General features: G+C 50.3%; 14 protein-coding genes and 3 pseudogenes. 7 read left to right on the top strand and 10 right to left on the bottom strand.

Annotation, left to right across the window (positions count from 1 at the left end):
- Positions 1–479 precede the first annotated feature (479 nt).
- The 3 genes and pseudogenes from CPH80_RS05835 to CPH80_RS05825 all read left to right on the top strand — a co-directional run.
- Positions 480–1,633: pseudogene (locus CPH80_RS05835) on the top strand (IS3 family transposase); the annotation flags it as partial.
- Between the two features lie 197 nt (positions 1,634–1,830).
- Positions 1,831–2,073, top strand: a pseudogene (locus CPH80_RS05830) (reverse transcriptase domain-containing protein); the annotation flags it as partial.
- 69 nt (positions 2,074–2,142) lie between these two features.
- Positions 2,143–3,296 (top strand): IS3 family transposase gene (locus CPH80_RS05825; protein WP_096276034.1). Its coding sequence is split into 2 segments (ribosomal slippage): positions 2,143–2,383 and positions 2,383–3,296, totalling 1,155 coding nucleotides; the frame shifts between segments, so codons are not numbered across the junction.
- A 64-nt stretch (positions 3,297–3,360) separates the two neighbouring features.
- On the opposite strand, the gene CPH80_RS21970 is transcribed toward CPH80_RS05825, so the two are convergent.
- Genes CPH80_RS21970 through CPH80_RS05800 form a run of 5 tightly spaced genes read right to left on the bottom strand, consistent with a single transcriptional unit; the run spans position 3,361 to position 10,348 of the window.
- Positions 3,361–4,308: a peptidoglycan-binding domain-containing protein gene (locus CPH80_RS21970; RefSeq protein WP_197703615.1), complete on the bottom strand. Its 948-nt coding sequence runs from the start codon at positions 4,306–4,308 to the stop codon at positions 3,361–3,363.
- A gap of 8 nt (positions 4,309–4,316) precedes the next feature.
- A complete protein-coding gene (locus CPH80_RS05815; RefSeq protein ID WP_096276033.1) occupies positions 4,317–5,948 on the bottom strand; it encodes a hypothetical protein in 1,632 nt (543 codons plus the stop codon).
- A gap of 2 nt (positions 5,949–5,950) precedes the next feature.
- Entirely contained in the window at positions 5,951–7,453 is a 1,503-nt protein-coding gene (locus CPH80_RS05810) for an ATP-binding protein (RefSeq protein ID WP_096276031.1), read from the bottom strand.
- Positions 7,454–7,460: 7 nt separating this feature from the next.
- A complete protein-coding gene (locus CPH80_RS05805; protein ID WP_096276029.1) occupies positions 7,461–9,974 on the bottom strand; it encodes an Hsp70 family protein in 2,514 nt (837 codons plus the stop codon).
- Complete coding sequence (locus CPH80_RS05800; RefSeq protein ID WP_096276027.1) at positions 9,971–10,348, bottom strand: hypothetical protein; 378 nt, start codon at positions 10,346–10,348, stop codon at positions 9,971–9,973. The genes CPH80_RS05805 and CPH80_RS05800 overlap by 4 nt, the downstream gene beginning before the upstream one ends.
- Before the next feature lie 804 nt (positions 10,349–11,152).
- Between CPH80_RS05800 and CPH80_RS05795 the strand changes: the two genes are divergently transcribed.
- Positions 11,153–11,365 (top strand): MbcA/ParS/Xre antitoxin family protein, encoded by a 213-nt coding sequence (locus CPH80_RS05795; RefSeq protein WP_096276025.1) that lies wholly within the window; start codon positions 11,153–11,155, stop codon positions 11,363–11,365.
- A gap of 173 nt (positions 11,366–11,538) precedes the next feature.
- Here CPH80_RS05795 and CPH80_RS21570 read toward each other — a convergent pair whose 3' ends face one another.
- The 4 genes from CPH80_RS21570 to CPH80_RS21565 all read right to left on the bottom strand — a co-directional run bounded on the left by CPH80_RS21570 (position 11,539) and on the right by CPH80_RS21565 (position 14,472).
- Positions 11,539–11,823 (bottom strand): hypothetical protein, encoded by a 285-nt coding sequence (locus CPH80_RS21570; RefSeq protein WP_157746857.1) that lies wholly within the window; start codon positions 11,821–11,823, stop codon positions 11,539–11,541.
- A gap of 248 nt (positions 11,824–12,071) precedes the next feature.
- Entirely contained in the window at positions 12,072–12,491 is a 420-nt protein-coding gene (locus tag CPH80_RS05785; protein ID WP_096276023.1) for a hypothetical protein, read from the bottom strand.
- 511 nt (positions 12,492–13,002) lie between these two features.
- Positions 13,003–13,650 (bottom strand): hypothetical protein, encoded by a 648-nt coding sequence (locus CPH80_RS05780; RefSeq protein WP_096276022.1) that lies wholly within the window; start codon positions 13,648–13,650, stop codon positions 13,003–13,005.
- A 399-nt stretch (positions 13,651–14,049) separates the two neighbouring features.
- Complete coding sequence (locus CPH80_RS21565) at positions 14,050–14,472, bottom strand: hypothetical protein (protein WP_157746856.1); 423 nt, start codon at positions 14,470–14,472, stop codon at positions 14,050–14,052.
- A 305-nt stretch (positions 14,473–14,777) separates the two neighbouring features.
- Between CPH80_RS21565 and umuD the strand changes: the two are divergent.
- Together umuD and CPH80_RS05770 are read left to right on the top strand one after the other, a co-directional pair.
- Positions 14,778–15,218: pseudogene (gene umuD / locus CPH80_RS05775) on the top strand (translesion error-prone DNA polymerase V autoproteolytic subunit).
- On the top strand, positions 15,218–15,967 hold the full coding sequence (locus tag CPH80_RS05770) for a CLCA_X family protein (RefSeq protein ID WP_096276021.1): 750 nt from the start codon (positions 15,218–15,220) through the stop codon (positions 15,965–15,967). The pseudogene umuD and the gene CPH80_RS05770 overlap by 1 nt, the downstream one beginning before the upstream one ends.
- Before the next feature lie 71 nt (positions 15,968–16,038).
- Here the strand turns inward: CPH80_RS05770 and CPH80_RS05765 are convergent, their stop codons facing one another.
- On the bottom strand, positions 16,039–16,293 hold the full coding sequence (locus CPH80_RS05765; RefSeq protein WP_096276020.1) for a hypothetical protein: 255 nt from the start codon (positions 16,291–16,293) through the stop codon (positions 16,039–16,041).
- Positions 16,294–16,481: 188 nt separating this feature from the next.
- On the opposite strand from CPH80_RS05765, the gene CPH80_RS05760 reads away from it, so the two are divergent.
- Complete coding sequence (locus CPH80_RS05760; RefSeq protein ID WP_096276019.1) at positions 16,482–17,342, top strand: LysR substrate-binding domain-containing protein; 861 nt, start codon at positions 16,482–16,484, stop codon at positions 17,340–17,342.
- The last annotated feature ends 33 nt before the right edge of the window (positions 17,343–17,375 follow it).

Genomic DNA, 17,375 nt, shown 5'->3' with positions numbered 1-17,375 from the left:
CTGGCGGGCCGCTTCGTCCCCGAGTCATGCGCGACTGTCCGCAAGGGCCGCCGTGAAGTGTTGACAGGGGTGTCTGCAGGCGAAGTATCGAGCTGCGAAATCATTAGTTGGAGAGGCAGATGCTGTTAAGCGAAGCAGAATGCAACATGACCAGTACCGTCAAACCGCAAGGTATGGGCCACTCTCCCGCAGTCGTAGACCTTCAGCATGCAGATAAGCACTCTGTACGGAACTCGGGAGATCCCGGACAACCCTCCATACTCAGCCTGTGGAGGCCGCATGGTGAAGGTCAATAGCCTCACGACCCTGCGAGAGTCCGGGAAGTCGGATGAACTCATAGTACCGCAGAAGCAACCGAACAAGGGGCTGCAAGGCCCTGCGGAGGCTGTGGAGGGAAGGGGTTCAATCAAGAGGTATAGTGGACCCCGTTTTCAAGACAAAGGTTTAAGCTGTACTTTGTCATAAGGGGATTAGCAGCGATGAGTGAAGCGAAGAAGCGGAAGGTACACACCTCGGAGTTCAAGGGGAAGGTTGGCTTGGAAGCCGTACGAGGCGTAAAGACGATCAACGAGATTGGCCAGGAATACGGCGTACATCCAGTCCAGGTTGGTCAGTGGAAGAAAGCGATACAGGAGCAAGCCAAGACCCTGTTTGAAGGCAAGCGCGGCCCCAAGCCGCTGGCTGACCACCGGGAGCCAGAACGGCTCTACAGCGAGATCGGCAAGCTGAAGGTGGAATTGGATTGGCTCAAAAAAAAGTCTGGGATCAGCCAGTCATGACGCGGCAAGCCTGGATCAGCCAAGGCGCTGCGGTCAGCGTCGTCCAGCAATGTATTCTGGCCGGCGTATCCCGCGCCACAGCCTATGCGCAGCAAAGGCCCAAGCCGGTCGATGAAAGCGACCTGCTATTCGGTCGCCTGATTGACGAGGAGTATACCAGACACCCATTCTACGGCAGCCGCAAGATGGTCGTATTCCTCAAGGTGGCGGGTCACACCGTCAATCGCAAGCGGGTACAACGCCTGATGCGGGAGATGGGCTTGGCCGGCATGGCGCCGGGGCCGAATACCAGCCGTCCACACCCTGAACACAAGATCTATCCTTACCTGCTGCGCGGCGTCCCGATTGTCAGACCCAACCAGGTCTGGAGCACGGACATCACCTACATCCGCTTGGCGCATGGTTTCGCTTATCTGGTCGCCATTATCGACTGGTACTCGCGCCGGGTGCTCAGCTGGCGGATCAGCAACAGCATGGAAGCGGTGTTCTGCGTCGATTGCCTAGAGGATGCATTGCGCAACCACGGTCGGCCGGAAATCTTCAACAGCGATCAAGGCGCACAGTTCACCAGCGCCGTCTTCACGGACGTGCTGACCCGTGAAGGCATTGTCATCAGCATGGATGGGCGTGGGCGGGCATTCGACAACATCTTCGTCGAACGCCTCTGGCGCAGCGTCAAGCATGAGGATGTGTATCTCAATGGCTACGCTACGATGGGCGAGTTACTGGTCGGACTGACGAAGTACTTTGTCTTCTATAACGGTGAGCGCCCGCACCAGTCCTTGGGGCAAACGACACCCGACATCGTGCATAGAACCGCTGTCGGTGGCGGGGCAATGATCGTGGATAAATTTCCGCGCGCGGTGGATACATCCCCTGTTCCGCTACGCTCCACAGGGGATGTATCCACCGCAGAAGCCAGATCAGACACAACGGCAACAGCCAAAGCAAAGGCAAACACGGGGCAGCGCCGTCCAGCTGCAAGTGAAGTCGAGTGCACAACTTAAACCGAGTCAATTGATGTCTTGACTCAGGGGTCCATCACAGTCTGCGGCCACTGAGCATTCTGTGCGTGGAAGATAAGTTGGTTCAGCAGGCAACCGTTGCGCTCATGCAGCAAATTTACGAGGAAGATTTCCTTGGCTTCTCCTACGGGTTTAGGCCCGGCAGGGGGCAGCACGATGCGCTGGATGCGCTCTACGTGGGGATCAAGAGACGAAAAGTGAACTGGGTGCTGGATTTGGATATCCGGAAGTTCTTCGACCGGGTCGAACATGATTGGCTGATCACGTTTATCCTGAAGTGGTTGAATGGATGTGACCAGCCCAGTTAAGGAATAATACCCTGAAACTGGAGAACGTACATGACCACAAGAAAGCTGTACTCAAAGGAATTTAAGCTGGACGCAATCAGCCTTGTGCTGGAACAGGGATATTCAAGAGCCCACGCGGCGCGCAGTCTGGAGATCAACTCAAACATGCTGGGGCGTTGGATTAAAGAGCATGAATCGGTCGATGGGCAGGCTTTCAGAGGGAATGGCAAACTGACCGCTGAACAGTTAGAAATTCGCCGCCTGAAAATGGAGAAAGACATCTTAAAAAAAGCGACGGTCTTCTTTGCCAAAGAAACGCATTAAAGTATGCGTTCATCACCCGGCATAAGAAGACCTGGCCAGTCGACGTAATGAGTCGGCTCTTGGGTGTCAGTCGCAATGCCTATTACCGGTATTGCCAGCGTCAACGCCACAGGCTGCCGGATGCGGAGCACGAGGCGATGATTGAGGCTGTGAAGGAGGTCGCTCAAAGTAGCGACAAGAGCTATGGCTCCAGGCGGATGAAGCACGCCCTGAACGCTCTGGGCTATCCAGTAGGCCGGCAAAAGGCGCGGTCGCTGATGCGCGAAGCAGGCGTTAAAGCTCGGTATCGGAAGAAGTTTAAGGTAACCACCAACAGCGACCATAAACAGCCGGTGTTCGACAACGTACTGGAACGAGATTTTACCGCCGCTGAGCCTGATCGGGCGTACGTCGGTGACATCACTTACATCTGGACCCGGGAGGGCTGGCTGTATCTGGCGGTGTTCATCGATTTATTCAGCCGCCGGATAGTAGGTTGGAGCATGGGATCGCGGATGAGCGCCAGGCTGGTGACAGACGCCCTGAACATGGCCATCTGGCAGCGGCAACCGAAACCCGGTTTAGTCGTCCATTCGGATCGGGATCGGGGCTCTCAATATGCCAGCAACGCTTATCGGCGGTTGCTACACGCTAACGGCTTTGTTGGCAGCATGAGCCGCAAAGGCGATTGCTGGGACAATGCGGTCGCTGAGAGCTTTTTTGCGAGCTTGAAAAAGGAACGTGTGCAGTGGCGAAGCTACCAGACCCGCACCGAGTCACAGCGGGATATTCTGAATTACGTTGTGATGTTTTATAACAGTCGACGGCTGCACTCAACGCTGGGCTATATCAGCCCGATGGGCTTCGAAGCAGCGGTTGTCGAACTGAGGAAAGCCGCTTAACTGGGTTGTCACAAAGTGCTTGACCACTCCACTAGAATCAGTCCACTCTCAGGTAGGCATCCCGCTACCTAATGGCTTTGGAAAACTTCAGCTGCTCCAGCAACTCTTCTGAGACTTGACCAGATACCAACAAACTATTCTCACGTTGATACCGCTTGATTGCCTCCGCAGTATTAGTGCCATATATCCCATCCGCTGGCCCGGGTTTGTAGCCCAGAGATTGGAGCGCCAGTTGGATTTTCATCGTAAGAGATGCCGTTTTTTGCTGTCGCTCTGCCGCAACTGCCTCACGCGCTGCATCCCGTATTTCAGACCTATGAGGCTCGACGTCCCGTTTTGCCGAAGAAAGGTTTCCCTGCCGGTACCTGTAGCTGCCACAACGGCTATTCCAGTCATCGACCCAACGATTGAATTCAGCAACATCAGCTTGGGTCTCGTTAAAACTTCGAACGGCATCGATTCGAATGTCCTGCGCCAGACACCATCTGATCTCGCTGATTGAATGAACATGGTTGGTGCCAACAGGCGGCTTCTTAGTCGAAAATATTTGAGCTTTGACTGGCTCATCACTGTATTGCGTTGAACTCTGACTTTGTGTGTTCCCCGAAATCTTTTTGGACTCCGAGCTCGAGTCAGAGACATCTTGTTTTTGAGAGTTCTGATCGACTAAAACCGATGCCGAAGAACTCTGGCCTTCAGACCCAGCCTCAGTGTCAAATTGTTCGCTTTCGTTGTTCGCCACCAACGCACCGATAATTAACAGCACAACGAATCCGATCATCAATGCACCGCCGGCACCCAAAGTACCGTCTGGATTGGGAGCGGACTCCTGCTTTTTATTTTCTGGCTTCGAGCTTCCAGATTGAGCTGGCGTTGAGGTTGTTTTCCTCTCCGAGCTAGCAGAATGAGGACCGGTCCTCTCTACCGGAGGTTCAGGTTTGGAAAGGTCCGAGAGATCTGAAACAAGCTTAGAAAGGCCCTCAAATCCTTTGGGCTTATCCTGATTACCCATTCGGTATCTCAACTAAAAATTTCACTTAAGCGAGCACCGCCATTCTTCCAAAGAACGCCCATGGCCGCTTCCAAGATATGTACATTGTCGACTTCAAGATACGACAAACATTGAGAAAGCTTTTTATCCGTTTTGTGGCTTATGCAGAATGAGCCATTTCGGCTGCCTGTGCGCCAATCGCTCCATGGACATAAAAATGTTTTACCCTCTCTGAAGGTCAAATCCTGTTTCATCTCTATTCCCACATCGGAGACGAAAATTCCCCCAAACTTAACTTTTTGGCCATCATTAAGCTGAGCCAATAAGTTGGCAAGAATCCTAAAACCAACTGCTTTCCAGAGGCAGTCAATAAATTTTGAATATATGGTGGAATTCTTGAGCTCAATATCGATAGGGCGGCGGCCCCTACTGGTCAACATAATGCTAAAAGTAGTACCTGAGGAGCGTTGTATCCCACCCCAGCGCACTCCGCTAATGTCATCCAGCTTCATGTGCTGTTCCTTCCACGAAACTCCACTCGGGGAAATACTCAGCGTGCTCTTGAAGATAGCTCCAATCTCTGTACTGAAGGTAATATCGCGCCGCCACTGCTCATCATTTTTCTTTGACTCTTGGGCCTCGATTTCCGCCTCTTCAATAATTCTCTCTATAGCTTCTGCATCTTCAGTAGCTCTGTCTGCCACCTCTACAACCTCTGCAAAGACGTCCTGAATCATTTCCGTGATTATTTGTGCCAAATCCAGACGGCCGTGGTCGTTTGCTAGCTCCACAGAGAGATCCCTGACCTCTGCCGCTACCAAACGGCTCTCATCATGCGACAGGCCCTGACTCTTGAGGCTCACTTGTATCGGCTGAGCTACGACGTCCCAGTTTTTGACCGTTTTGCAGAGCCGTTCAACAAGTGCCTGGGAACGTTTTGCATTCGCGTTGTGGTTAAAAGATTCCCTGACTTTCTTAACGAGCAAATTGATGTTTTCGCTCTCTGCGGAGAGAAAACCCTGAGCCTCCACCTCAAATGCATCAATCAATTCGTTCAAAAGCTTCGGTGCGGGGCTTTCTCCTAAATGCGTTATTTCTTCAATGGCCACCGTTAGCGACTTAACAAGATCCTCAGAGTCGAGTCGGTCCAATGCCTCCATCAATACCTGACGAAAGTAATTCCGCCGTTCGGCCAACGCATTTGCCATGAATTCGGCGTCAGGCACCTCGGGATATCCGGCAACAACACGATCCTCATTTATTTCACTCAGCAGTTGCTCGGCAATCAGTTCACTCGACACAGACGAGAGACACCCAATCCATTGCGCTAATTCACTGGGATCTTTAGGGCTGTATAACCTGAGCCCTTGGGCAATGGCATTGCAACGAGCAAGAGGGGGAAGTTTTTCAAGATTCATGACCTCTGAGGGCTTTTGCTTAACCAATTCTATAACGGTGCTGGCACGTTTTGGGCCGACACCAGGAAGCCAAGCCATTTCAGCTGCAATGCGCTTGCGGGGCATTGTGAGAATGGATCTTGCCTCTGAGCATTCTGCATCATCCAAAGAAAGAGCTTTCTCGTCGGCTAATTCCATAATTCGGCGACGATCATCTCGGGATGTAGCTTCCAGCTTAAAAAAAGGGTTTTCCAAAAGATCCATGGCTATTCCTTTTCATCCCAAATAAAACCGATATTTTTCGGTTTTTCGCTAACGTCTATAGGAGGCAGTGAAAGGGTTGCCTTAGTGAGGCATTCCTCATCAACCATGCTTTTACCATGCTTTGCTGTCAGCCGAGCGGCTTCACGGATAACGAACGCGCAGTCGGACAGCGGACGCCATTCCATAATCTCCGAGAGTTTTTCGATATCAAGTGTCGGATCATGAGGAATATTCCCTAGAAGGTTGCTGAACAGCGCAAAAATCTCGTCTTTTGAGGGCATGCCCACTTCAAGAATATGGTCAAAGCGTCCCCGGCGAAGAATCGCAGGATCAATCGCTTCAATCATATTGGTCATCGCAAGAATCAGAACGCGATTTGATATTGCCTCAGGGATTCTTCGCAAAAATTCAGCAACCTCCTCAATCCGATGGGATCCAGAACTGGAGGCTGACTGGCGATTCGCTAAAAATGCCTCCATCTCATCGATCACAACAATTGAGGGTGCCGAATCTATGGCCTGATCGAATATTTCCGAAATCTTTTTACTGGTTTCATGAATGTAAGGGCTTCCTACACTGTTTGAGTCGATCGAATAGCAAGGCCAGCCGATAAATTCTGAGAGTTTTTCCACTGCAAATGTTTTACCGCAACCAGGGGGGCCGTGAAGAATGACAGCAGACGGGAACTCGATACCAACTGCCTGATATCTCTCAGGGTTGTATATGATATCAATCACATGCTCGTTAAAGAATTCCTCGAGAAACGGACGACCAGGCAGTTTAAACTTTGTTGACTGGTTATTTGAGTTTTGCGGAGTCGTTCCGATTGGAGTTGCCACCCCCTCGCTTTTTTGTTCAGTTTGCGAGGTAGCCTCATCAATGTTCGCCGTGCGGCTCTTGGCTACGGAACCACGGTTGGATCTGAGCAGATGTGCGTCTTTAGGAACTTCAAATCCTCCTGCCTGCACTACGTCAACCAGATCGCTGACCGGAATCCTCCAGCACAAGGAGTGAAGTTTCCGAAAATCCAGAACCGAAACCTTTACACCCCCAGACAACCAGAAACCCAGAACCTCGTCGTTACTAAGTTCGTTTAATCGATCATCCTCCGTCGGTAGTAATCGAGAGAGCCGCTCAATGAAGATTGGATTGCCAAGAGGTTTGTCCTTTAATATCTCGCGAGTTGCCTTTAAAGAAACCGCAAAGCTCAGCGCATCCTCTTTTCGTTCTGGTTGACTTAGTTCATCCACGGGACCCAACGTGTAACCGGCACTAGCGCGAATCGTAAAAAATGCTTCTTCTCCCATCTGTAGTTTTGAAAAAACATCTTTATCAAGGAGCCCAGCATCGACCCACTTGTCGATGAGAGGCTCCCTTACGATAAGCAGATGACTGTTTCCAGCAGTAGCGTAGGTCTGCCAATCAAGACCGCAGGAGACCGGCGAAGAAATTTCGACCTCATCTCCTACGTTGTCTCCTTTCTTGAACCAAAAAGAGCTCGTCATCGCCTTACTATGCCTTTCGCACGATATTGGCGGTTTCGAACAATTCATCGCCGGAACTGGCGCCGATCTGCATCGAGGACAGCTCACCGACAATGCCTCTCAATTGACTTATGTCACCAGTCTCCATCGCTTTGACGCCAGCTTCGACTAACCCCTCGAACTGCGACTTGTTTGCGAATTGGTAAGGTCTCTGTGCCATGGCTTTGAACTTCTCAACAACAAACCAATCCTGACGCCAAAGAATCTCGAAATTTTTACCGCGCATTTCATCTAGAAGACTCTCAAACGCGTTGTCACCATCTTTAATTGCATTTTCTGCTGTGCGAATAAGAGCATCGAACGCCGACTCCTCTGAGGGGCGCGCATGTTCACGCACGTAGGAGTCAAAGAATTCGACTATGAACTTGAGTTCAATCCGCCTGGTTTCCGGCAGGTGGGCTTTCTTTACTTCAGCGAGGAGGCGCTTAGCTTGGAGAACATTCTCCGAAGCTTCTTGAGAGCGCTCGGTATCACCGTTGTCTTCAAGCCCCTTCGTAGATTCGAGTTTTTCCCGAGCGCGCTGAAGTCGTGGATCGTCTATTTGTCCGTCCAACTCGTCAACTCGCGCTAGCGTTGCCTCACCTTCTTGCGCCACGATGGCAGAAGATCTCGAGAAATCTTGCAAGCTATCCAGGCTCGAATAAAAGTTTTTGTCTGAATGAAACACTCCACCAACAGCAGGAATTGACACAGAAAAAACAACATTTCCTGAGTCAGTTATTTCGTACTCACAAATCAGATCTGCGCCCGCTGGAATTACCCCCTCATCGAAATCATGACCCGAGATCTTTAGCGAACCAATCGGCCTGTTATCTCGGACTGGATCCTCAATATCACCCTCCCACAGAATGAAATTGATGGACCCGGCTGATCCCGCCTTGAGAGATTCAGTGGTTTTATATGTCCGTTCGCCTCTAGCAGGTAACTGATCACCGGCCTTTACCAAATAATCCGGAACAGGGCGCCCGCCGACTTTGTTCAATATTTCAAAAGCAATAGAATGTGACGCGGGAATGGCATCCACAGATGCAGCTGTGCGAGTTATTACGATTCGGTCCTCTGATAGCTCAACCTTACCGCCTGCTCCATCAAAAACCGTTACTGCAAACGTATTATCACCAGATTGAGAGAGGCTGACGTCAATTGTGGTTCCCTGGTTTAACTGGACTCTTCCCGAGGACCAACCACTATCAATGCTTTCAACTTGAAATTCTGAACCCGAGGGAATTTCACCATCGACTTTCACAGCAAGCTTTGCCCTGGTGTCCGGCGTCCGAGAAATGTAGTTGAAGGAGACCTTCATTCCACTGGTATTGGACAAGTTGCCCCGATTTCCTTTCCTTCCACGCGTCTGAGAAGACCAATCGATTGATTCCGCAAAAATACTCGCTCCCTCTGCTACAGCCGTCATCGGATTAACGTCAGTCATCGGATTAACGTCAGTATTCGCAGGAACGCCAAGTTCGAAAGAAACTTTGTCCCTTAGCGGCTTATAATTCGTGGGGCCGCCAACGAACACTACTCGCTCCAGGTCGTGAGAAGTAAGGCCTGCTTTTTTTAGAGTTTCTCTCGCTGCATCTACACTTTCATTGACTCTGCCCGCTATTAATTGGTCGACCTCGGCACGAGTGAGAGGAATATCGATATAAATTTCTTCTCCGTCCAGATCTTTGGCACCCATTTCCATCTCTGTGAGACTGATTACGGTGTCCTCACTAGCCGAAAGCTCAATTTTTGCTTTCTCAGTCGCCCAGGTCGCTAGCCGAATAACTGATTTAAAGTCTGGATTAGTCGAAAAATCATCTGGAAGCCGGAAATTTTCAAAAAGCCAAGGTTTCGTGATGTTGTCCCACAAAGCTCTATCAAAATCTCTGCCACCGCACATAGACAAACCCCCATGGGCGTGGAGATTAATCCGACCTCCGATGCTTTCAGCAATAGCAATATCCAGGGTGCCACCACCCAGGTCATAGATCAGAAACATACCGTCGGAGTCTCGAGACTTCATCACACTCATTACAGCGGCAACGGGCTCCTGCATTAGCGAAACCTGGCCGATACCCGCCATCTCAGCGGCCTTCAAAGTCGCATCTTTTTGCATTTGATTGAACGCAGCAGGAACGGTAATTACGGTACCGGTGTCGCCATCATTCCTGACTTCTTCAGGCAAATAGCCATAAAGGGTCTTCAGAACTTCCGCAGAACACTCCTCCGGCGTCTTCGTCTGGTTGACTGCCGGCAGCTCAATTGGAGTGCTGGTTCCCATTAACCGTTTGAACAACGTCGCCGAATTATTCGGACTGCGGGCTGCCGAGTCGTAAGCCCGTTGACCGATATATTTGTTGCCACGCCGATCTATAAAAATCGCAGAGGGTGTAACGTCATTCTGTTCTGGACTTTTCCATACCCTCGTCTCCGTTCCGTCGAATGAGCAGATTGCGCTGTTGGTTGTTCCTAAATCGATCCCAACGAAATAGGTCATTTATCGGCACTCCTTAATGTCGCTGTTCCTGTCTTGATCAAGCCCTCCGGCCCCATAATGATCGGCTCCAGCATTTGATCAATGATGAGATCTTCAGATTCATCAAAGTCTTCGATGTTAAGAGGGGTTACAGCAACGCCCGGATCGAAAGCCTGACCCTCGACAATAACGACCTTCAGACCCGCTTTAGCCAAAGACCCCTCAACCTGCCTCATAAACCAATCAAACTGATTCTGGTATCGCTTGGTTTCCCCTGCGTCCGCTTTGGCCAATAACCGCTCAAATACCCGTTTGAAACGCCATGCCTCTACTGCGATCGTAATCAACGAATCAATCGCTTGTTCTTCTGAGGTTAATCGTGGGCTGTCATCCATTTCTAGTCGCACTCCAGGGCGAAGATTGGGTTGTGATGCGCTACGGCTCGAAAGACGGGTCGACTTGCGATAAGTCAATCATGGGCAGCAAGAAGTTAGATAAAACGAAGAAATTTAGGCTGAACCTTGCTTAATCCCTGTTAAGAAAGAAAAAATTGACAGATTTAGAGTCTAGGTAGGACTGAAGGAAAAATCAAATCCCATGGTTTATCAAGCAGAAGCCTAAGCTATCTTTCGGCAATTATTGCGATAAGCCTCAATTCAAAATCACTTTTAAAAAACGTGGGGGGAGGGGGAGGCTTGCCGCCGAAAGTGCTAATCTATGACGAGGGCGATCAGGTTTAAAAACAGCACTGCAGCTTCATCCGATGCAGCAGGGCGCGGGTGACTGGGAGCAAGAAGTTAATTCAGACAAAGATACTTCATGCCCTGAAACATTTTGTCGCTGCCATCTGTAACTACCGCAATTTTCATTATTGCACACGGAGGAATCATGGACGTGGAAACGGGCATTCTGACAGCGATGGCCCTTGGAATATCTGGCGGTGCGGTCCTCACTGCCTGGTGTCTCTGGTCACGGTCAGAGGAGATCCATAAAACGAACAACCCAAAGAAGTAGCGGGCACTGGGACCTCACGCAATAGCTATCTGACGACACCTGAAATTAGCTTGATGCAGAAGTTCGCTACAAACAGACGATGTGGCGACTTTTGACCTTCATATGTGCTGAGGCAACCGCTTTTCTGGAACCTTTTAATGTGTCTTTATTGGGATAACCACTCGGGGCTGACAAGGACTTGATACATGAGTGAGTTTAATAATCTCAACTGCACCCCATTCTCAGTTCTGCAGATGGCCGAGGTTGTATTTGAATCCAGACAGATCGCTCTTGAATGGCTAAAAAGTCCGGTTCCGGCACTGGGAGGGAAAACTCCCCGACAGGTCATACAGTCACCAGAGGGTTGCGAGCGTGTGCTTGAGGTTCTCAAGAAACTGGAAAACGGAGAGTTCAGCTAATAGCAAACTGCGTGCTCATAGATAATCAGTGCCTGACCTGACCCATGGGGCTGTAGATGGCCCATCAAAAAAAGATGCTCGAGACAAACTTTTTTTAGAAGTATCCGCAGTAACGGGGTAAAACGAAACGGGCATTGGCCACGCTACGCTTCTGGAAAGTTAACGACGAGTTTTTATAGTGGTTGTGTCAAAATGTCCAAGGCTGCCCGGAATTCTTCGATACACTCTTTAAGGAGTTCTGCATCTGGTTCCAGGCGGCTGCCATGAGTGCCAATGACAATATGGCCATTCTGTTTCAGCCACTCTGCTAGGCCAGTCTCCAACGGTGCCACCTTATCGCGATACACGCGATGAAGTTCTAGTGAGGACTGCTCATCGAATAGTGGGCCATGCGCGAAAAGCTCGAACTGGCAGGTCTCAGGCTCTAAACCGGAAGAACGCAACTGCCGTGTAAGCATATTTGCTTGTGCGCTCGGGCGGAGATCCAGGTGCTGCCCAGCTCGGTTGAAAGGGGACGCGGCGAACCGGGATGAGCTATCCCCGGTCCGTCCGACATAGAGTACCGTTTTACCAGAACCGGATACCCGCCACACATAGAGCCAGAAACCGCGTCCCAAGAGATTTCCGTCGAATTGTAGCGTTAACATGCGATCCCCATTTCTGTAAGGCTGAATATTTATCGGCACCCGTGGAGCACAGCGCAATTTCAGGGCTGCTCACGGAAAAAGACCTCATTTAGATAGACGCTGATGCTATTAGTCCCGTGAGATGTTGTACTCGGCGGACGGTGAAACCACAGTTCTGGACAGAAGCGCTCAAGCCATTGAAATTCAATATGACTTATTACTGCCACCCGTCCGGAGTCCTCCCCTGGGGAATAGATAATTTCTCCCACCAAATAATCTTTAGCCCGTTTGAGTACTTTAATATTGAGATAGAAATCTTGAACGCCTTGAGCATACAGGGCGTTAAGAAACTCAAGCTTTATGTGCCCCTTTCCGGTTTTCAGAGGGGTTACACCGGTTACGAATATCGGCGAGCAGTAGGGCACCGAACGTTCGCAGGCATACCCGGGAATCATTTGCCATGCAACCCAGCAATTTTTGACTATGGAAAACTGCTCCATGTGATTTTTCCTTACGCTTTGCTCAGTCACCGATTTACCGGTCGACTCCAGCCTTTGGTTGCATGCTTGCCGTTTGATTCTCTCTAAAGCTCACACCGTTTTCATCTAGCCACCGTATCGGCCCCGGTGACTAGGATCCTAGCAGCGTCGAAGAGGCCGCACTCGGTGAAGAAAATATTACATCATCGGTCAACACTCTACGGTTTCCTTTGACTTCGACGAGGCCATCGGGTTTTACCCCGTTTTCACGGACGGAAAGCATTGAGCGTGAGTAAACGTTCAGACCATTCTGAACAGGCTCGCATCGGTCCGGCAAAAAGGTTCGCTTTGTTGTCATGGCATTGAGACCATACCTGGCTGGAACGAACAGTGGAAAGCGGATCTTTTTGCAACGCTCAAAAGGGCCATTTTGGGTGACCTGGATAGTTGCTCCAGCGCCAGCATAAACAGAGCCCGACCAGGGCGTCCAGTGGAGGCCCATCGGACTGTGGTTCGAGACCAAAAAAAATGATTATCCTGCAGCATTTTTATCGTACTGGTCACAAATTTCAGCCCAAAGTTGATCCGCTTTCGGGGCTCCAATCTTCTGATTCAAAAAGCAGCTCCGAATTAGCTTCTCAAGTGTAAAGGTTCTTAGCTCATTATCAGATTGATTTTTTAGGTACCGCTTTATTTCGACTTCATCACCGCGTTGCCTACTGTAAGAATCGAGACGGCTAAAATGCACTAAGTCGTAATAACGGGTGATTAGTACAAAGTCTTCCTTTTTAACCGCTTGTTCGAACCTAACAAAACCTTGATCTACCAAAGGTTCAATGTATCGTGATAAAAAAGCAACGCGTCTACAAATATGGTCGTCGGCCCACTTATCGAGATTTTCATCTTGTGTTGCAACTTTTTTATGGTGTAACTCTGCTTCTATAGCAAGCGCATAAAGCTTACCACCAAAATCAGATAATTTTTTAGGCTTAAAGTGTTCGCGCAAAATCTGCAATCCACCTAGACCAAAAATTGCGAACAGAAATAGGAGAGTTGCACTGACAGAGATATAACCCCATTTCTCTGAAAACGCAGCTTGTGCATATGGGCTAGCGAAAAGACTCGCTAAAATCAGTATATTGATCTGAGTCACTTTTTGGTTTACTGGAATACGTTTCATTATCCCCTGCCTTCCTTCAGTATTATGAAAAATTAAGAAACTAAAGTGTAATAACTGTTTTGTTAGTCGGTTTAGCTCGACTGCCTTGACTTGTTAGAGAGCAGTCTACAGTTGGATCCCGAAGCACATTGCATAGCGCTAGCGGAGCCACATTTGATTGACCGCAAGAATGCCATATTAGGAGCTCTTTGCGGAAATCTTAGTGGCACCGGGAAAAGTTGCGATATGAACACGGTACATTCCCTGACACCGATTGATATTCATGCGCCGATGGTCAGCGCTGTTCAAAAATAGAAAAGCAGCGCACTTTAACACTTGCAGCATGCGCACCCATGAAATGGAGCCGAAGGTGCAATGTAATAATGGACGCCGTGCCTGCACTTGTTGGTCCAGAGAGAGTCAAAAAATCCCAAAAAGCAACCCAGTAATAATGCTAATCGGTCCTAATCCAATGGAATCTTCAGTTAATGCTGATGAAGCGGTTTCGGTTACAGAATCAGATGCGTCACTATCAGATATTAATTGATGTGAGCCAGTTGAAACATCTTTCTCGATGATTGAGTTTGAAAAGCCTGAGCTTTCGACTCCTTCGATTTTTGATGCAACTTCCTCCGTAGCCACCACTTCAATGTTTGGATATTTTTCAAGGTGTTCGTTTATATAGCTAACGCTGTCAGTTGATTTTAATTGAATTTCATTATATATCTCGCCGTTGTTACTAAAAACGACATCTGATCCAGGGTTGTTTAAATCTGGGTGGAGAGATGCTTCGGTTTCTAGTCCTTCGCTATCCCACCATGTCACCGTAGTTGTGTGTGCCACAGCAATACGGCTCGGTTTTACAGGAGTTTACCGAGCTACATGAGAAGCTGTCCCCCTCTGTCAGGATAGATGTCGCCCGATAAAAAAGCCCGCTGCAGCTCCAATGAGTGCGGCAACAGGCCCAATCATGCCCCCAACCAAACCGCCACCAAATATCAGAATAACGCTTTTCATACAGCCTCCCTGTGCCATTCACAGCAACCAGCCGATACTCTGAGCATGGTTGATTTTCACAACACCCGGGTTGACCTCAGGTCTTTCGCAATTCAGAATACTGTATATAACAACAGTCTCCGGTGTAAAGCATGTCCTGCGTTCTGCTTGGTGACTACGAATCGTTCTCTCGATTGAACATCCCGCTCTTCCTGGAACGGGTGTCAGCCGGCTTTCCATCGCCGGCGGAGGACTACGTTGAGAAATCCCTGGACCTCAATGAGCTTTGCATTCAGCACCCCGCTGCTACGTTCTTCGTGCGTGTGCAGGGCGAGTCTATGGTTGACGCCGGAATTTTCCCAAATGATGTGCTGGTGGTTGATCGGTCGCTACGAGCCAAGCACGGAGACATCATCATCGCCAGCCTGGAATCAGAAATGACGGTGAAACAGCTTCACCTCAAACCAATACCGGTGCGCTTGCTACCAAGAAATCCGGCCTAGCAGCCAATTATCATCGAGGGCGATATGGTGATGGAGGTTTTTGGGGTGATGACCAATGTCGTGCGGTCGCTTAAGCGGGGAGGGCAGTGATGACGGAACAGATCCCGATTTCCTTTGTCGTGGTACGGCGCCGGTTTGATTTCCGCAGCATCGAAGTGGGTCGGTGGGTCACGGCGCAAGAGCGGGACCGGGCGGCGCCCCGTTTCCATCAGGCTTTGTCTGACCTCATGACCATCCTGAGAGCACCGGAGAATCTGATTTCTCTGCGCAGTACCCTGGGGCTTCAGTACGGCATCGGCGGCCGGCCCGGCGTCGCGGCGCATTATATTCCCGCAACCCGGCAACTGGCCCTGGCGAAGAACGCTGGAGCTGGCAGTCTGGCTCACGAGTCTGGTCATGCTTTCGATCACTATATGGGAAGCAAAGCGTTTCGTAACTCTGGCAAGCATGGCTTTGCTTCGGTTGCCTGGTTGAATAGCGCAGATCAGAAAGAGCACTCGCTAAATAATCAACTAAGCAATTGTTTCCGAACCATCCTATTGAATGAAGATGGCACCCAACCCAGCGATCTGTTCCGGTGTTCACAGCAGGCGGATAAGCAAAGGGATGTGCTGTATTACGCTCAACCTGAAGAGCTTTGTGCCCGGGCTTTTGAGGCATTTGTGGAGGATAGCGAACCGACTAACAGCTTTCTGGTGCGTGGCACCCTCGATTCTGAGGAGGCGAGGGCGGGGCTCTATCCACAAGGGAGACAGCGGCAGGAGATTAATGACGCTTTTGGGCAATATTTTGAGAATCTTGGTAGGGCTTTATTCCGGGAGCAGGCTAAAGCCGGATAAAGGAAGATCTCACGTTCCGTCGAATGCCGGGCGTGAGATCTCAATCCTTGTAGCCGAAACTGGGTTGCGACTTACTGTTTGCGAGCACCACCACGGCCCCACACCATACGGTGTTGCTCTAAATAGCCCACAGCATCGCTACGCAGCGGTAGGTTCAACGCGACGAAGAGATCTCGGCGTTCGTAACCCAAATCTGACAGCACATCGTCTTTTTCAGCCAGAAGTGAGCGCACCATACGCCGAAACTGCTGGCGGCGGGAGTAACTCGCCATCCAAGAGCGGGGCTGAACGCCGGATAGTTCGTGATAGCTTCTGATGCCCAACATTGCCTTCACCTATATTCAGATATGTCTGACTTAACGCACCCGGTTGTGCCAACAACAATACCCAGCCAGTGCATCTAAAGATCAGGATGGCCTTTCTTTAGCGTTCAATCAAACGAAAAGAACTTAGCTTTGCTTTCAGATATACTTAAGGCAACGTTTCTAAATCTGTATCCGTAAGGCGTGATCAAATGGCCATTCCGTTGCTCGACAATGATGTGCTCAGAACGTTTGTGGCGATTTCTGAGTGCGGCACGTTTACCGGTGCTGCCAAGCTTGTACACCGAACGCCCTCAGCGCTGAGCATGCAGATCAAACAGCTGGAGAAAAAACTGGGCAAGTGTCTGTTTATTCGTGAACCAAGAAAGGTACGGCTAACTGCCGAAGGCGAGGCGTTGCTGGATTATAGCCGCCGGTTGCTGCGATTAAATGAGGAGGCGGTTCAGTATTTTCTTTCGCCGACGCTGGAGGGCAAGGTAGGGATTGGCACATCAGACGATGTGGGCACCCGAATCCTGCCTGAGGTGCTGGCTCAGTTTGCTCGTTCCTATCCGGCCGTGTTGGTGGATGTTGTAGTTGGCTCGAGTAAACAGAACCTGGCACGGCTAGATGCGGGAGAGTTGGATATGGCCTTGGTTACCGTTGCCGATGAGGTGCAGAATATCCGAGGCGAGGTTATGCATGAAGAGCCTCTGGTCTGGGCCGGCAAGGAAAGGGCTTCGGCCTATTTGCGATCTCCTTTGCCGATTGCGGTGGCTCATGAGGGGTGTTCCTGGCGCCGGATGACATTGCGGGCGCTTGCCCGTGCTGGCATGCCGTACCGAATCGCTTACACCTGCGAGCATTGCTCTGGTCAGGAGGCTGCGATGATTGCGGACCTCGCCGTTGCGCCGTTTCCGCAAAGCCTGGTGCGGCCGCCCTTGAAGGAAATTGCGAATCAGGGCTTGCCGGAGATTGGCGCTTATCAGTTGGCACTCGTTCGGCGGGGTTCAAACCCACTTAATGATGCGTTGGCACTTCACGTAAAGGGCGCATTTCAGAACCTGCACTAGCGGCGCCCAAGATGAAATCAGGTTGCACAGGTA

Source organism: Marinobacter sp. LV10R510-11A, from assembly GCF_900215155.1.
In the GTDB taxonomy this organism is placed as follows: domain Bacteria; phylum Pseudomonadota; class Gammaproteobacteria; order Pseudomonadales; family Oleiphilaceae; genus Marinobacter.
Note: the sequence above shows the minus strand (reverse complement) of the source record. Positions and strands in the feature narration are given on the sequence as shown.

Bases quoted from the DNA above. Each gene is read 5' to 3' on its own strand.
- CPH80_RS21970 (WP_197703615.1), bottom strand. From the start codon at position 4,308: ATGGGTAATCAGGATAAGCCCAAAGGATTTGAGGGCCTTTCTAAGCTT.
- CPH80_RS05815 (WP_096276033.1), bottom strand. From the start codon at position 5,948: ATGGATCTTTTGGAAAACCCTTTTTTTAAGCTGGAAGCTACATCCCGA.
- CPH80_RS05810 (WP_096276031.1), bottom strand. From the start codon at position 7,453: ATGACGAGCTCTTTTTGGTTCAAGAAAGGAGACAACGTAGGAGATGAG.
- CPH80_RS05805 (WP_096276029.1), bottom strand. From the start codon at position 9,974: ATGACCTATTTCGTTGGGATCGATTTAGGAACAACCAACAGCGCAATC.
- CPH80_RS05800 (WP_096276027.1), bottom strand. From the start codon at position 10,348: ATGGATGACAGCCCACGATTAACCTCAGAAGAACAAGCGATTGATTCG.
- CPH80_RS05795 (WP_096276025.1), top strand. From the start codon at position 11,153: ATGAGTGAGTTTAATAATCTCAACTGCACCCCATTCTCAGTTCTGCAG.
- CPH80_RS21570 (WP_157746857.1), bottom strand. From the start codon at position 11,823: ATGCTTACACGGCAGTTGCGTTCTTCCGGTTTAGAGCCTGAGACCTGC.
- CPH80_RS05785 (WP_096276023.1), bottom strand. From the start codon at position 12,491: ATGGAGCAGTTTTCCATAGTCAAAAATTGCTGGGTTGCATGGCAAATG.
- CPH80_RS05780 (WP_096276022.1), bottom strand. From the start codon at position 13,650: ATGAAACGTATTCCAGTAAACCAAAAAGTGACTCAGATCAATATACTG.
- CPH80_RS05770 (WP_096276021.1), top strand. From the start codon at position 15,218: ATGACGGAACAGATCCCGATTTCCTTTGTCGTGGTACGGCGCCGGTTT.
- CPH80_RS05765 (WP_096276020.1), bottom strand. From the start codon at position 16,293: ATGTTGGGCATCAGAAGCTATCACGAACTATCCGGCGTTCAGCCCCGC.
- CPH80_RS05760 (WP_096276019.1), top strand. From the start codon at position 16,482: ATGGCCATTCCGTTGCTCGACAATGATGTGCTCAGAACGTTTGTGGCG.